The 14,975-nt window shown below is 72.1% G+C and carries 14 protein-coding genes; all 14 read left to right on the forward strand.

What is annotated here, in order from left to right; genetic code table 11:
• Window positions 1–27 precede the first annotated feature (27 nt).
• Window positions 28–2,157, forward strand: a complete 2,130-nt coding sequence (locus ACFPZN_RS31540) for a hydantoinase/oxoprolinase family protein (protein ID WP_378285915.1) — start codon at window positions 28–30, stop codon at window positions 2,155–2,157.
• Window positions 2,154–4,367 carry a hydantoinase B/oxoprolinase family protein gene (locus ACFPZN_RS31545; protein WP_378285916.1) on the forward strand — a complete coding sequence of 738 codons (2,214 nt, stop codon included), beginning with the start codon at window positions 2,154–2,156 and terminating at the stop codon, window positions 4,365–4,367. Before ACFPZN_RS31540 ends, ACFPZN_RS31545 begins: the two co-directional genes overlap by 4 nt.
• Window positions 4,367–5,185 (forward strand): DODA-type extradiol aromatic ring-opening family dioxygenase, encoded by an 819-nt coding sequence (locus ACFPZN_RS31550; RefSeq protein WP_378285917.1) that lies wholly within the window; start codon window positions 4,367–4,369, stop codon window positions 5,183–5,185. The genes ACFPZN_RS31545 and ACFPZN_RS31550 overlap by 1 nt, the downstream gene beginning before the upstream one ends.
• Window positions 5,182–5,433 carry a hypothetical protein gene (locus ACFPZN_RS31555; protein ID WP_378285918.1) on the forward strand — a complete coding sequence of 84 codons (252 nt, stop codon included), beginning with the start codon at window positions 5,182–5,184 and terminating at the stop codon, window positions 5,431–5,433. Before ACFPZN_RS31550 ends, ACFPZN_RS31555 begins: the two co-directional genes overlap by 4 nt.
• A 1-nt stretch (window position 5,434) precedes the next feature.
• Window positions 5,435–6,988, forward strand: coding sequence for a sugar ABC transporter ATP-binding protein (locus ACFPZN_RS31560; RefSeq protein ID WP_378285919.1), 1,554 nt, complete (start codon window positions 5,435–5,437; stop codon window positions 6,986–6,988).
• Window positions 6,985–7,959, forward strand: a complete 975-nt coding sequence (locus ACFPZN_RS31565; RefSeq protein WP_378285920.1) for an ABC transporter permease — start codon at window positions 6,985–6,987, stop codon at window positions 7,957–7,959. Before ACFPZN_RS31560 ends, ACFPZN_RS31565 begins: the two co-directional genes overlap by 4 nt.
• A gap of 66 nt (window positions 7,960–8,025) precedes the next feature.
• Window positions 8,026–9,009, forward strand: a complete 984-nt coding sequence (locus tag ACFPZN_RS31570; RefSeq protein ID WP_378285921.1) for a sugar ABC transporter substrate-binding protein — start codon at window positions 8,026–8,028, stop codon at window positions 9,007–9,009.
• A gap of 7 nt (window positions 9,010–9,016) precedes the next feature.
• On the forward strand, window positions 9,017–9,844 hold the full coding sequence (locus ACFPZN_RS31575; protein ID WP_378285922.1) for an IclR family transcriptional regulator: 828 nt from the start codon (window positions 9,017–9,019) through the stop codon (window positions 9,842–9,844).
• A 16-nt stretch (window positions 9,845–9,860) separates the two neighbouring features.
• Complete coding sequence (locus ACFPZN_RS31580) at window positions 9,861–10,616, forward strand: dienelactone hydrolase family protein (protein ID WP_378285923.1); 756 nt, start codon at window positions 9,861–9,863, stop codon at window positions 10,614–10,616.
• Window positions 10,613–11,461: an alpha/beta fold hydrolase gene (locus ACFPZN_RS31585; protein ID WP_378285924.1), complete on the forward strand. Its 849-nt coding sequence runs from the start codon at window positions 10,613–10,615 to the stop codon at window positions 11,459–11,461. Before ACFPZN_RS31580 ends, ACFPZN_RS31585 begins: the two co-directional genes overlap by 4 nt.
• Window positions 11,461–12,336, forward strand: coding sequence for an alpha/beta fold hydrolase (locus ACFPZN_RS31590; protein WP_378285925.1), 876 nt, complete (start codon window positions 11,461–11,463; stop codon window positions 12,334–12,336). Before ACFPZN_RS31585 ends, ACFPZN_RS31590 begins: the two co-directional genes overlap by 1 nt.
• Window positions 12,333–13,019, forward strand: a complete 687-nt coding sequence (locus tag ACFPZN_RS31595) for a class II aldolase/adducin family protein (RefSeq protein WP_378285926.1) — start codon at window positions 12,333–12,335, stop codon at window positions 13,017–13,019. Before ACFPZN_RS31590 ends, ACFPZN_RS31595 begins: the two co-directional genes overlap by 4 nt.
• Before the next feature lie 401 nt (window positions 13,020–13,420).
• A complete protein-coding gene (locus ACFPZN_RS31600; RefSeq protein ID WP_378285927.1) occupies window positions 13,421–13,714 on the forward strand; it encodes a hypothetical protein in 294 nt (97 codons plus the stop codon).
• 603 nt (window positions 13,715–14,317) lie between these two features.
• Window positions 14,318–14,975 (forward strand): serine/threonine-protein kinase (locus ACFPZN_RS31605; protein ID WP_378285928.1); only part of this gene is annotated, 658 nt, incomplete at its 3' end.

Below are 14,975 nucleotides of genomic sequence, written 5' to 3' on the forward strand. Positions count from 1 at the left end.
TTTCGTGTCGACTCTGGTGAGGCAAGCGTGGAAAGTGAATCGGACCCGGTGCCGCGGTTCTTCGTGGGAACCGACGTCGGTGGAACCTTTACCGACCTCGTCGTTCTCCGCGACGGGCGCCCTCCCCGGTTGTTCAAGTCGCCGACCACCCCGCACGACCGGTCCGAAGGCGTGGTCAACGCCCTGCGCTTGGCCGCGGAGTCCTACGGGACGGACCTGGCGGGGTTCTGCGCCGCGATCGGCTACTTCGCGCACGGCACGACGGCGGCGACGAACGCGCTGATCGAGCGTAAAGGCGCCCCTACCGCGCTGCTCACCACGCGGGGGTTCAGCGACACGATGCTCATCCAGCGGTCGATGACGTCGTGGGTGGGCATGGGCGCGGCGACCGGGCACTACAGCCGGCGCCGCAACCCCGACCCGATCGTTCCGCGCTCCCGGATCGTGGAGATCACCCAGCGCGCCGACGCGCGGGGCGAAGAGATCGTCGCGCTGGACGAGGAGGAGGTGCGCGGCACCCTGCGGCGGCTGCGGGAGGAGGGCGTGCGGGCCCTGGCGGTGTCGTTCCTGTGGTCGTTCGTCAACGGCACGCACGAGGAGCGGGTCGCCCAGATCATCGCCGAGGAGTGGCCCGAGGCCTATCTGACCCTGTCCCACCAGGTCGCGCCGGTCATCGGGGAGTACGAGCGGTCCGCCACGACCGTGGTCAACAGTTACCTGGGGCCGGTCATCCGCGACTACATCGCGGGCCTGGAGGGGCGACTGCGCTCGACCGGGTTCACCGGCGACTTCTCCATCATGGACTCCGGTGGCGGAGTCATGCGGGCCGAGGACGCCGCCCGCCGCGCATCGTCCATGCTCACCTCCGGCCCGGCAGGCGGTGTGCTCGCCTCGTCCGCGCTGGCCGCCCGGCTCGGGCACCCGAACGTCATCACCTCCGACATGGGCGGCACCAGCTTCGACGTCGGTCTCATCATCGATGGCGAGCCGCTGGTCGAGCGGATCAGCGAGGTGGGAGACCTGCACCTGGCGCTGCCGCGGATCAAGGTGACCGCGATCGGCGCCGGCGGCGGGTCCCTGGCGGCGGTGGACGAGTCGGGCGTACTGGTCGTCGGCCCCGAGAGCGCCGGATCGGTGCCCGGCCCGGCCTGCTACGGCCGGGGCGGCGACCGGCCGACGGTCACCGACGCCGACGTCGTGCTGGGCATCATCGATCCCGCCCGGTTCCTGGGCGGCCGCATGCCGTTGGAGCGTTCCCTGGCAGAGAAGGCCATCCGCGCCCACATCGCCGATCCGCTCGATCTGAGCGTGGAGGAGGCCGCGGCCGGCATCCGCAAGGTCGCCGACAACCAGATGGCCGACCTGCTGCGCAAGGTGACCGTCGAGCAGGGCCACGACCCCCGCGACTTCGTGGTCTACGCCTACGGCGGCGCCGGGCCGACCCACGCTTATGCCTACACCGAGGCCGCCGGCATCGCGACGCTCGTGGTCCCGCCGACCTCGACCGTGCATTCGGCCTACGGCACGGTGACCTCGGACCGGTACCGGGCGGTGCAGACCACCGAGGTGAACCGCACGCCCCCGGGAGCGCGGGACCCGGCCGCCCATCTGGACGCCGAGCGAATCACCGCGACCTTCGACGCGCTGGCCGAGCGGTGCCGGGCCGACCTGGACGGCGACCCGCGCGCCCGCCTGTCGCGTGTGGCCTACCTGAAGTTCCGCCGCCAGTCCCACGAGCTCCCGCTCGCGGTGCCGGACGGTCCGGTGACCACCGGCGTCCTGCGTGAGCTGATCCAGGAGTTCCGCAGCGCCTATGAGCGGATCTACGGCGCCGGCACCGCGCTGCTGGGGGCGGGCGTGGAGATCCACACGCTGAGGGTGGAGGGCCGGGTGAAGGTCACCGACGTCCGGGAGGGCGCCTACCCGGGGTCGGCCGACCCCGACGCCGCGCTCATCGGCGAGCGGGAGGTGCACTTCCCCGAGACCGGCCGCATCGCCACCCGCGTGTACCGGGGGGAGGGGCTGGGCGCGGGAGCGGCCCTGCGCGGCCCGGCGATCTTGGAGTTCGCCGGCACCACCGTGGTCATCGGCCCGTCCCAGGCGCTCCAGGTCGACCAGCACAGCAACCTCGTCATCGACTGCAAGGGGGAGGCGTGACCACCACCGCCACCGACACCGCCACCGACACGGTCGACCCGATCACCTTCGAGGTGATCCGGCACCGACTGCTGGCCATCACCGACGAGCAGGGCGCCACCCTGGCGGCGATCTCCGGGTCCACCCACGTGGTCGAGGCCAGCGACTACAACGTCGGGCTCTACCTCCCCGACGGCTCGGTCGCCGCGATGGGCCGCACGATCCTGTCGCACGCCTCCTCCATGGCCGCCATCACCCGGTCGGTCATCGAGGACTGCACCGAGGACCCCGGCATCGCCCCCGGCGACATGTTCATCGTCAACGACCCGTGGAAGGGCACCGTCCACGCCCAGGACGTCGGCCTCATCGCGCCGATCTTCTTCGACGGTGAACTGCTCGCCTGGACCGGCGCCATGTGCCACATGGTCGACGTCGGGGGCATGACCCCCGGCAGCTTCTGCATCGACGCGACCGACTCCTACCAGGAGGGCCTGCAGATGCCGCCGACCAAGCTGGTCGACGGCGGCAAGGTCCGCACCGACGTGTGGAACCTGATCCTCGCCCACACCCGGATGGCACCGACCGTCAACCTGGACCTGCGGGCGCTCATCGGCGCGAACAACACCGCGGTCCGCGCGATGACCGCGCTGGCCGACAAGTACGGGGCCGCCACCGTCCGCACGGTCATGGCCAACCTCATCGGCCTGTCGGAGAAGCGGCTGCGCAACCGGCTGGCCAAACTGCCCGATGCCCGCCTGCACTCGCGCGCCTACCTTGACAACGACGGGGGGTTGGCCCAGTCGCGGGAGAACGCGACCTACGAGATCGACCTGGTGCTGACCAAGCGTGGCGACACGCTCCACTTCGACTTCTCCGGATCGTCGCCGCAGGCCAAGGGCTACATCAACTGCGCCTACTCCGGGATGATGGCCGGGATCGCCGCCGCCCTGCTGCCCACGCTGGCCTTCGACGCCCCCTGGAACGAGGGCTTGTTCAAGCCGGTCGAGGTGGAGTGCCCCGACGGGCTGATCTGCAACGCCTCGCGTCCCGCGGCGGTCAGCGGCGGCGCGCTGGAGGCCGGCTGGCTGGTCGAGATGACGGCCACCGAATGCCTGTCGAAGCTGGCGGCCTGCTCGGACGAGCTGCTGCGCGAGGCGCAGGCCGGCCCGGCCGGCGGGCCGGACAAGTTCGTGCTCACCGGAGCCGGCGAGAACGGCGCCCGGCAGACGTATGTGATCATGGACTGCCTCGCCACCGGCGGCGCGGCCTACGCCCACCGCGACGGCGCCTGGACCCAGGGCCAGCACAACATCGAGCGGCAGCGCATCTCCAACGTCGAGGCCGTTGAGATGGATTCGCCCCTGCTGTACCTGTGGCGCGGCCTGGTCGCCGACTCCGGCGGCGCCGGCCGGCACCGCGGCGGCATGAGCATGGGCGCGGTCTACACCGTGCACGGGGGGCGCGACGTCACCGCGCTGAACTCCGCGCACGGCTGGGAGGTGCCCAACTCCACCGGCATCTTCGGCGGCTACCCCGGTGCCCAGAACACCCGCACGGTCGTCAAGCACAGTGACGTCAGGGCGCGGCTGGCCGCCGGGCGGATCCCCTCGGTCGAGGAGCTGTCGGGGGAGCGTCCGGTGATGCGCGGGCGGCAGGGCCTCTACCACCTGGGCGAGGACGACATCCTGGCGACCGTTCCGCAGGCGGGCGGCGGCTGGGGCGACCCGCTGGACCGGGCCGCCGAGCACGTCCAGGCCGACCTGGATTTCGGGGCGATCACCGCGCAGGCGGCCGTGCGCCTCTACGGGGCGGTGCTGTCGGAGGACGGCCGCGTCGATCCCGGCGCCACCGCGGCCCGGCGTGAACGGCTGCGGGCCGCGCGGCGCGCGCTGCCCGCCGACAAGCCGCTGCCCGAGCCGCCGGCGGGGCCGCGGACCCGGCTCCACCCGGTGGGCGACGGCCTGGAGATCGTCCAGGCGGGAGGCCGGCGGTGGGTCGCCTGCGCCTGCGGCTGCGTGCTGTCCGCGGCCGACGAGGTGTGGCGGGCGCACGCCACCGTGGAGATCGGCCACGACGTGCACGAGTTCGGCCACGCCACCCGGCTGGACCCGGACCTGGAACTGCGCCGCTACACCTGCCCGGCCTGCGGCCGGCTCCAGGCGACCGACGTCGTCCGGCGAGGCGACGCCCACCCCGACGACATCCGCTTCCTGGCCGCGAGGGAGGGGTGATGGGACACCTGGCTCTGGCCGCCGCCACCTCCCACGTGGGCGCGATCGTCAAGAACGCGCAGGCCGACCCCGAGGTCTCCGCGATCCTGCACCAGGCCTGGCGGCGCCTCGACGCCGAGATCGCCGCGGCCGATCTGGACGCCGTCGTCCTGGTCGCCACCGACCACTACGAGACGTTCGGGCTGGAGAACTACCCCGCCTTCTGCCTCGGACTGGCCGAGGAGCACCACGGCTGGGCGGAGTTCGGCAACCCCGGCGGCACCGTGCCGGGACGGCCGCGGCTGGCGGCGGCACTGCTGGACGGGCTCACCGCCCGCGGGTTCGACCTCGCGCGCTCCCACACCATGGCACTGGACCACAGCTTCACGGTGCCGCTGGCCAAGCTGCCGGCGGCCGCGGCGGCCGGTGTCGTCCCGCTGTTCGTCAACTGCAACACCCCGCCGCTGCCGTCGCTGCGCCGCTGCCTGGACCTGGGCGCCGCACTGCGCGAAACCGTCCGGGCGCTCCCCGACGGCTCCCGGGTCGGTGTCATCGGCACCGGCGGGCTGTCCCACTGGGTCGGGCTGCCCCGCTTCGGAGAGATCAACGAAGAGTTCGACACCCGGCTGCTGGAACTCCTCGAACAGGGCCGGGCGGCGGACGTCGCGGACTGGGACGACGCCCGGATCCTGGACGAGGCCGGCAACGGCGCGCTGGAGATCCGCACCTGGCTGATCGCCGCGGGCGCGGCCGGAGGCCCCGCCCGCGTCCACGCCTACCGGCCCATGCCCGCCTGGACGGTCGGCATCGGCATCAGCGCGTTCGAGGTGACGCCGTGAGCATCGTCGGCCTCAACCACCTCGCCCGGGACCTGGAACACGATCCCGACGTCCTGCGATCCTTCCGCGCCGCGCCGGAGCCGGTCCTGGCGGGTTACCGGCTCACCGGCGAGGAGCGGCGCGCGGTCGCCGCCAAGGACGCGACCTGGCTGCTGGCGCACGGGATGAACCCCGTGGCGCTGCGCAACCTCATGGTCGTCCTCGGCGTGGCCCACCAGGACATGTACGCCGCCGCGGAGGGATCCTGACATGGCCGCCCTCGACGGCCGCGGCGGCGTGCCGCAAGGGGACGCCGACATCGGCCTCCACGAGCGGCAGGCGGCTCCGGTGCTCCAGCTGCGCCAGGTCCGCAAGGCCTTCGGTGGCGCGCAGGCACTCGCCGGCGTCGACTTCACGCTGCTGCCGGGCGAGGTGCACGCCCTGGTGGGGATGAACGGGGCGGGCAAATCGACCCTGGTCGAGCTCATCTGCGGCGCGTTCACCCCGGACGCCGGCGACATCGTCATCGACGGGCAGCACCGGTCCGCGCTCACGCCGCGCCGCGCCCACGCGGCCGGTGTGAGCATCGTCCACCAGAAACGCACCCTGGTGAACGGCCTGACGGTCGCCGAGAACATCCTGCTCGGCCGCCTTCCGGCCCGCGGCGGGCGGATCCGGTGGAAGCAGGCCCACCGGGAGGCGGCCCGCGCCCTGGACGGACTGGGCATCGAAGTGGCGACGGAAGCGGTCGCCGGGAGCCTGGGCCCCGCCGAGCAGACCCTCGTGGAGATCGCCCGCGAGGTCCATCTCGGCGGCCGGGTACTGATCCTGGACGAGCCGACGGCCTCCCTGGGCGGCCGGGACGCCCAGACGATCCACCGCCTGGTGCGCACCCTGCGCGACCGGGGAACCGCGATCGTCTACATCTCCCACCACCTCGACGAGGTCCTCGACCTGGCCGACCGCGTCACCGTGATGCGCGACGGGCACGTGGCCGCCGTCGCACGTGCCGCGGAGATCGACCTGCCCGCACTGATCAACGCCATGGTCGGAGACCGGCTCGTCCATGACCGGCCCGGCAGGAACCGGTCGGCGGGCGAGGCGGTGCTGGAGCTGACCGGGCTGGCCGGAGGCCGCCTGCACCCCTTCGACCTGACCGTCCGCGCCGGGGAGGTCGTGGCCGTCCTCGGCCCCGCCGGAGACGGCCAGTCCGAACTGTTCCGGCTGCTCACCGGGCTCCGCCGGGCCAAGAGCGGGCATCTCACGGTGAACGGCGCCAAGGTCGCCCCCGGCGACGTCGGTGCCGGTCTGGCGGCCGGCCTGCGCTGCGTCACCGGCGACCGCCTGTCCTACGGGCTGGTGCCGGTCCTCAGCGTCGATGAGAACCTCGCCCTGGTCCGCAGGGGACGGCTGCGGCCGTGGCTGGTGCGCTGGCGCCGGCTGCATGCCGAGGGACGCCAGGCCCGCGAACGCTACGGCGTCACCACCCTGCACGCCGACCCGCCCGTGGCGTCCCTGTCAGGCGGCAACCAGCAGAAAGTGCTGCTGTCGGCATGGCTGGACGGCGAACCGGCCGCCTGCCTGCTGGAGGAGCCGACCAACGGCGTGGACGTGGCGGCCAAGGCCGAGATCCATCACATCGTCGACGGCCTCGCCGAACGGGGCACGGCCGTCCTGCTCGGCTCCTCCGACGTCGACGAGGTGCTGCGGCTGGCCGACCGCGTGGTCGTCGTCCGCTCCGGGCGGATCGTCGCCGACTCGCCCATCGAGAAGGTGACCCGGGACGACCTGGTAACGCTGACCGCTGGAGGAGACCAGTCATGACCGCACTCACCGCGCTGCGAGGCCGAACCGGCTTCGCTCTTCCTCCCGGGGTCTCCCGGCACGCCGGCCTGCTCACGGTACTGCTGGTCGTCGGGGCCTTCACCGCCGTCAACAGCGAGGTGTTCCTGACCGGCCCCAACCTCCTCAACGTCTCCCAGCAGATCGCCGTGGTGGCCGTGCTCGCCGCGGGGCTGACCCTGCTGATGACCGCGGGCGGGATCGACTTCTCGCTCGGTGCGATCGCGGCCGTGACCCACGGCGTCGTCGCCCAGCTCATCGTCGGCGGCCTCGACGAATGGACGGCGGCCGCGCTGGCCCTCGCGCTCGGTGCCGGGATCGGCCTGGTCAACGGGATCGTGGTGACGCGCCTGAAGGTCGTGCCGTTCGTGGCGACGCTGGCCACCTCCACCGTCCTGGACGGGGCGGCCCTGCTCATCATCGACGGTAAGAGCATCTCCATCGGCGAGCACCTGGCGCCGCTGGGCTTCGGCGAAGTCGCCGGCGCCGTGCCCGCCCTCGTGGTCATCGCCGTCATCGTCTGCGCGGTCGCCGCCCTGGTACTGCGCTGGACGGCGTTCGGCCGCAACGCCTTCGCCATCGGCGGCAACGAGGACGCCGCCCGCCTGGCCGGCATCCCCGTCGTCCGGACCAAGCTGCTGCTCTACACCCTCGGCGGCATGCTGGCCGGGCTCGGCGGCGTCATGCTCGTCTCCCGGCTGGGCGCGGCCAGCCCCGGCACCGGCGGCCTTCATCTGGAACTCACCGTGGTCGCCGCGGTCGTCATCGGCGGCACCGCCCTGCACGGCGGCAGCGGCACCCTCGTCGGCACCGTCCTGGGAGTCGTGCTCCTCGGCGTGGTCGCCAACTCCATCAACCTGCTCCAGATCAACTCCCACTACCAGAACGTGGCGCTCGGCGCGGTCCTGCTCGTCGCGGCGATCACCAATCACCTGCGCGGACGACCTCACTGACCGGCGACGCACACTCGGCCCCCCGCCGCCCACCCCACCACCCCGCACCGATTCGGGAGGATCGACATGTTCGCCGCACCGGGCACCACCGGCCGCTCACCCAGAAGACTGGCCACGGCGCTCACCCTGGCCGCCGGCATCGCCCTCACCGGCTGCTCGGTCGAGGACGGAGGCGAGGCCACCGCGACCGTCCCCTCCGGCAAGGAGCTGACGGTCGGTTTCGTCAACGGCAACTCCATCGAGTTCCACACCTGCCTCCAGCGCTCCATGCAGGCACGCGCCGACAAGGCCGGAGTCACGCTGCTGACCGCGAACTCGGCGATGGACCCGGCCAAGGAGCTGTCCAACATCGACGACATGATCGTCAAGCGGGTCGACGCGATCGTCGTGCAGACGGTCAACATCGACTCGCTGGAGGGCGGCATCAACCGCGCCAACCGGGCCCGGATCCCGATCTTCCTGACCTCGGTCGCCTCGGTCGACCAGAGCAAGATCCTCGGCGCGGTCGTCACCGACGTGCAGAAGGTCGGCCGCGAACTCGCAGCCTGGCTGGTCAAGGACAGCGGCGGCAGGCCCGTCGAGGTCGGCATCGTCGGCGGCGCCCCCGGCGCGGCCGCCGACCTGATGAACAACGCCTTCAAGCAGAGCCTCGGCGGCGCCGCCAAGGTCGTGTTCGACCAGCCCGCGCTCTGGCAGCGCGCCAAGGCCCAGGACGTCGCCGAGAACCTGCTCCAGGCGCGGCCCAAGGTCTCCTACGTCTTCGTGCACAACGAGGACATGGCCTTCGGCGTGCTGGCCGCCCTCAAGGCCGCCGGACGCGACGACATCAAGATCCTCACCAACGGCGGCAGCGCCGCGGGCGTCAAGGCGATCGGCGCCGGCGACATCGCGGTCACCGTCAGCAACACGCCCAAGAGCGTCGGCGAGATGGCGATCGACAACGTCGTGGGCCTGCTGCGCGGCACACCGGGCGTCAAGAAGATCGCCAACGTGCCCGAGACGCTGGTGACCAGGGAAAATACGAGCCAGGCCCCGCCCTACTGCTCGTGAGGTACTGATGCCCGATACTCCTGGCCCTCTTCCTTCCGGCCCCACCGCGCAGGACGGGCCGCGCCGCCGCGGAGTCCGCTCGGTCGACCGGGCGCTGGACGTGCTCAGCGCGTTCAGCGCCGCGCATCCCCGCCTCCAGCTCTCCGAGCTGGCCGCCGCCGCGGGGCTGCCCAAGGCCAGCACCCACCGCCTCGCGGTGACGCTGGTGGAACGAGGTTTCCTCAGGCAGGCCGACGACGGCGCCTACGTGCTGGGCAACCGGCTGCTGGAACTGGGCAGCCTCGTCTCGGCGACCACGGCGCTGGCCCACCTGACCCAAGGCGTCGCCGAGGAGCTCATCCGCTCCACCGGGGAGACCGTGCTCGTCGCCGAGATCGACTGGCGCGATCGGTCCCTGCTCATCACCGCCAAGCGCGAGGCACCGCACTCCCCGGAGTCGCTGTCACCGCTCGGCCGGCGCTCGGCACTGGGCAACGGCTGCATCAGCCGCGCCATCCTCAGCGGCCTGCCCGTGGAAGACAGCGAGGAGATCGTCGCGACGCTGCGGCTGGCGCAGCGCACCCCCGCCAGCATCACCGACCCCGAAGCATTCCGCCGCGAACTGCGGACCTGCCGCCGGTACGGCTACGCCGTCGAGATCGGCGAGTTCATCGCCGGCATCGCCGGCGTGGCCGTCCCGGTCATGGTCGCCGGCCGCCCGGCCGGCGCGGTCGCGGTCTGCGGCCACACCGCGCGCATGTCGCGGCGCCGCCTCGAAGCCCTCGGCACCCACATCAAGTACCTGCTCGGACGCGCCGCGGCCACCAACCCGCCGGCATCCCCACGAGCGGGCTGACCTCACGGAGGAGACCATGCCGACCCCACCCGACGCCGCCTGGGTGACCTTCCCCAGCGGCCGGGACGAGATCCGCGGCTACCTGGCCCTGCCCGTCCGCACACCCGGCGGCGCCCCACCGCCCGTCGTCATCATGGCCCACGAGAACCTGGGCGTCACCGCCCACCGCGAACGGGTCACCGAACTCTTCGCCGCCGAGGGATTCGCCTGCCTGACCGTCGACCTGTACAGCCGCATCGGCGGACGCCCCCCGCAGGACTACACCACCCCCGAAGAGCGGCGCGCCAAGGCATTCTTCGCCGCCCGCGACGAGCAGGCGATCCCCGACCTCGACGCCGGCCTGGACTACCTGGCCCGGCGCGGCGACCTCGACGCCTCCCGCGCCGCCGCCGTCGGCTTCTGCCTCGGCGGCGGCCTCGTCCTGGCCTGGGCGACCGGCACCGACCGGCTGGCCTGCGCCGTTCCGCTGTACGGACTGCCCGAACTGCCCCCCGCCTACAGCCCGACCGGCCGGATCCGATCCCGCATCGACATCGCGGCGACCGTCCGCTGCCCGGTGCAGGCCCACTTCGGCGGAGCCGACGAGGTCATCCCTCTCGACCAGGTCGGCCGCCTGGAAGAGGCCCTCAAGCTGTCCGAGCAGCCGATCGAGGTACACCTCTACCAGGGCGCCGGGCACGCCTACCACGACGACACCCACCCCAACCACCACCCCCAGGCCGCCCGCCTCACCTGGGAACGCACCCTCGAGTTCCTGCGGGCCCACCTGTGAGCCTGTGGACCGACCTGCTGGGCGCCGAGATCCGGCACATCGTCGCCGGGGGAGTGCCGACCCGGATCGCCTCGCTGGGGGACGGCCCTCCGATCGTCCTGCTGCACGGACGCGGCGGACACCTGGAGACCTTCGCCCGCACCATGCCCGCACTCGCCGAAGCCGGACGACGGGCGATCGCGTTCGACCTGCTGGGCCACGGTCTCACCGGCCGCCCGCCCGCAGCCCGATACACCGTCGAGGAACTCGCCGTCCACGCGCTGGCCGTCCTGGACGCACTCGCACTCGACGAAGCCGACCTGGTCGGCCAGTCGCTGGGCGGCTGGACGGCCGCACTGATCGCCCTCGGCGCCCCCGACCGGGTCCGGCGGCTGGCGCTCATCGAGCCCGCCGGACTGCAGACCGAGTCCGAACGCCTCGCCGACCCCACGACCCGCAGCGCCTACGAGCGAGGCGGACGGGCCTATGCCGAGCCCACGCCCGAGGCCGTACGCACCCGCCTGGCCGGGCTGCTCGCCGACCCCGATCGCCTCGACCCCGAACTGGTGGAGATCCGAACCCTCCTCTACCAGCCGGAGGAGGCCCGGCAGGTGCACCGCCTGGTCCGCGCCGCCGACAACGACCGCTCCCTGCTGACGCCGCAACGGCTGGCCGGACTCGCCATGCCCGTGATGCTGGTGCGCGGCGAACACGGCCACACCCCGCAGGTGGTGATCGAGACCGCACGCGACGCCATCGCCCAAGCCCGGCTTCTCACTATCAAGGGCGCCAAGCAGTGGCCGCAGTACGAACACCCCGAGCTCCTCAACCCCGCTCTCATCGACTTCCTCAGCAAGGAGAACTGATGTCCTTCTGGACCGACTGCCTCGGCGCCGAAACCCGCTACCGCGACGCAGCGGGTTGGCGCACCCGCTCCATCGAGGCCGGTGACGGCGACGCCGTCATCCTCATGGGCGGTCTCACCGGCCACGCCGAAGCCTTCCTGCGCAACATCGTCCCGCTGTCCGAACGCGGCCTGCGCATCTACGCCATCGACGCCCTCGGCCACGGCCTCACCGCCCGCCCCACCGACGTCACCTACCACGCCCCCGCCTTCACCCGGCACCTCATCGGCTTCCTGGACGCCATCGGCGCCGAACGCGCCCACCTCGTCGGCCAGTCACTGGGCGGCTGGACCGCCCTCTACACCGCGCTCAAGCACCCCGACCGCGTCGGCAAGCTCGTCTCCGTCACCGGCGCCGGGCTGCTGCTGTCAGACCCCGATCGCGTCACCGAAAGCAAAAAGGTGCACGCCCAGGTCAAGGCCGTCACCACCAAGGCGGCCACGGCACCGACCCGCCAGAGCGTCCGCGAGCGGCTGGAATGGCTGATGGTCGATCCGGCCACCGTCACCGACGAACTCGTCGAATGCCGCTACCGCTACTACACCCTGCCCGGAGCCGAGGAAGCGCTCGCCAAACTCGTCGCCGAGCAGCCCAGCCAGGCCAACCGGGTCCACATGCTCGGCGAGAACGACCTCGCCCGCATCGAGCACGACACCCTCGTCCTGTGGACCGACCACAACCCCACCACCCCCGCCGAGGTCGGCCGCCGCGCCGCCGAGATCCTGCCCCGCGCCGCCTTCGACATGATCACCGGCGCCGGGCACTGGCCGATGTTCGAACAGCCCGACCAGTTCAACCGGATCGTCGGCGACTTCCTCACCAAGGACACCCGGTGACCCCTGCCGACCAGGTCGCCCTCGGCTGCCGTGTGCTGGCCGCGCACGGCAACGCCGACCTCATCTGGGGACACCTCTCCCTCCGCGACCCCGGCGGCGCGGGCACGTGGCTCAAGGCCGCCGGCCACGGAATGGAAGAGATCACCGCCGAACGCGTGGTGCTCATCGCCCGCGACGGAACGCTCCTCGCCGGCGACGGGCGCGTCCACCTCGAGTACCCCATCCACACCGAGATCATGGCCGCCCGGCCCGACGTCGGCGCGGTGGTCCACAGCCACGCCGAGTCGGCCGTCGCCTTCGCCGCCACCGGGCTGCCGCTCCACCCGATCGGGCACGAGGGCACCCTGTTCTGGCCACCCGACATCGCCCGCTTCACCGCCACCGGCGACCTCATCCGCGACCGCGCACTGGGCCGGGCGGTCGCCGAGGCGATCGGCGACCGCAACGCCCTCCTCCTGCACCGCCACGGCCTGGTCACCACCGGCCCCGACGTCCCCACCGCCGTCATGACGGCGATCTTCCTGGAGAAAGCCTGCCGCACCCAACTCCAGGTCGCCGCGGTCACCGGCACCTACGACCACTCGGACAAGGCCGAGGCCCTGGCCAAACGCGCCCGCTGCTACGCACCCGAACAACTCGACGCCGCCTGGAACTACCTGCTCCGAACACTCCCCACGACCTGACGGAGGACTCCCGCAGACGCCGACCTGGTCCGGCCGGGGCCACCCGTCCGCCCATACCGGACCAGGCCGGCGCCCCCCAGCACTCGGACGCGAGCATCGAGTCGGTGGCGACCCGATCCATGTCCACGCGGCTCACCGGCCCCGGCCATATCGGGTCGGGATGCTCGCCACTGGGCGCGCAGGGGGATGAACACGGAGGTCTCGATGCTTCCGGCCACGATCCGACGCCGGGCGATCATGATCTAGTCGTCGTGGCGGTGTCGCAGGTGCGGCTGCCGCGGACGCGGCCGCCGTCGGGCCGGGGGATCGACGCTGCTCGATGGTTCCGTCTCCACCCCTCAGGACCGCGAAGGAACCTGGCGCCATGATCCGGGCAGGATGCCGCGTCTCCGCAGGTGAGTATGCAAGCGGAAACGCAGCACAGCCACTGGGGAGGACGGGGCGGCGCACCACTACGGAGGGGAGTCATCGTTCGCGAGCAGGAGACGTGCCGCCACGTCGTCGCGGCTCTCCCCGAGATCGTTGACTGGCTCGCGCTCGGCGTCGACTACGGCACCGGCAACCCCTTCGCCGCCGAGATGCTCGGCCTCGGCGCAGACGGCCGGCTGTACCTCACCCACGAATGGCGCTACTCCAGCCGTGAGCCACGCTGCCAGCTCACCGACGTTGAGTGCTCCGCCCGGCTTCGCGACTGAACGGAGAACCTCCGCGACGGGATGTGCCGCCGCTGGGAAGACCGCGACGACTCCGACAAGCCCACCGCGCCTGGCGATGGCCAACTGCCCCAGCCCGGTGCGCCCTCGGCCGGCAGCAAGCTCGACGCCGCGGGTGTTTGAGCGGACAGTCGGCTGGAGACGAGCACCCGGCGGCGGACGGCCTGCCGGCCATGGCCCTGGACCCCGCCGCTCCGCTGACTGGTAGGGAGACGGCCGGAGTGCGGCAGGCAGGGATCACGTTCGCTGAGATTTGCAGGTCCTCGGCAAACCAAGTATCGGGGGCCGGGTTGCGGCTGTGGACGGCTGCGCCGAGCACGGCCCAGATCACCGCTCGACTCGATCTCGACGTCGCAACCTGCGGAGATGCCGGGGGAAATAGGGCAGAGGTGTGGTGTCCGGTCCACTGTTCGCATCACCGCAGGTGGCGGACTCAGCAGCTGATCATCCTTCCGATTCTCCTCACCGCCCGAATGGGCTGACGGCCCACTTTGTGGCGCGCCGTGGCTTTTGGGGTTCTGGGCCGTAGGTTGGGGTCGTTCTTTTGGCGGGTTGGAGCCATTGCCGGCGGATGTTGGGGGCGGGTTGCTGGTTGAGGGTGTGGTGGTGGCGGGCCGGTACCGGGTGGTCGAGCTGCTGGGTGAGGGCGCCATGGGCCAGGTGTGGCGAGGTGAGGATCTGCGGCTGGAACGGGCCGTGGCGGTCAAGGTGCTGCAGCCGCATCTGATGCACGGTTCGCTGCGGGAGCAGGCGCTGGCCCGGTTCGAGCGGGAGGGGCGGGCGGCGGCGCGGTTGTCGCACCGCAACATCGCCGCCGTTCACGACGTCGGGGAGCATGACGGGCTGTCCTATCTGGTGCTGCAGTTCCTGCACGGTCGTGATCTGAAGAGCCTGCTGGGCGACCATCCCGGCGGGCTGCCGATCGAGGATGTGCTGGAGTACGGGGCGCAGGCCGCCGAGGGCTTGGCCGCCGCGCATGCGGCCGGGATCGTTCACCGCGACGTCAAGCCCGCCAACCTCATGCTCAGTGGCGACGGGACGGTGAAGGTCTGCGACTTTGGCATCGCCCGGCTGCACGGCGCCACCACCGGCCTGACCGGCGATGCCAGTATCGGCACCCTGGCCTACATGGCGCCCGAGCAGATCATGGGGCAGCCCGTCGACCACCGCGCCGACCTGTACGCCCTCGGCGCCACCGTGTTCCAGTTGCTGACCGGCCGCCACGTCTTCACCGGCGACGACG

The organism is Actinomadura rugatobispora, from assembly GCF_042656285.1.
Taxonomy (GTDB): Bacteria; Actinomycetota; Actinomycetes; order Streptosporangiales; family Streptosporangiaceae; genus Spirillospora; species Spirillospora rugatobispora.

What these genes read in the sequence shown, in the direction of transcription:
- ACFPZN_RS31550 (WP_378285917.1), top strand. Translation starts at nt 4,367, where the DNA reads ATGGGACACCTGGCTCTGGCCGCCGCCACCTCCCACGTGGGCGCGATC.
- ACFPZN_RS31560 (WP_378285919.1), top strand. Translation starts at nt 5,435, where the DNA reads ATGGCCGCCCTCGACGGCCGCGGCGGCGTGCCGCAAGGGGACGCCGAC.
- ACFPZN_RS31565 (WP_378285920.1), top strand. Translation starts at nt 6,985, where the DNA reads ATGACCGCACTCACCGCGCTGCGAGGCCGAACCGGCTTCGCTCTTCCT.
- ACFPZN_RS31570 (WP_378285921.1), top strand. Translation starts at nt 8,026, where the DNA reads ATGTTCGCCGCACCGGGCACCACCGGCCGCTCACCCAGAAGACTGGCC.
- ACFPZN_RS31575 (WP_378285922.1), top strand. Translation starts at nt 9,017, where the DNA reads ATGCCCGATACTCCTGGCCCTCTTCCTTCCGGCCCCACCGCGCAGGAC.
- ACFPZN_RS31580 (WP_378285923.1), top strand. Translation starts at nt 9,861, where the DNA reads ATGCCGACCCCACCCGACGCCGCCTGGGTGACCTTCCCCAGCGGCCGG.
- ACFPZN_RS31590 (WP_378285925.1), top strand. Translation starts at nt 11,461, where the DNA reads ATGTCCTTCTGGACCGACTGCCTCGGCGCCGAAACCCGCTACCGCGAC.
- ACFPZN_RS31600 (WP_378285927.1), top strand. Translation starts at nt 13,421, where the DNA reads ATGCAAGCGGAAACGCAGCACAGCCACTGGGGAGGACGGGGCGGCGCA.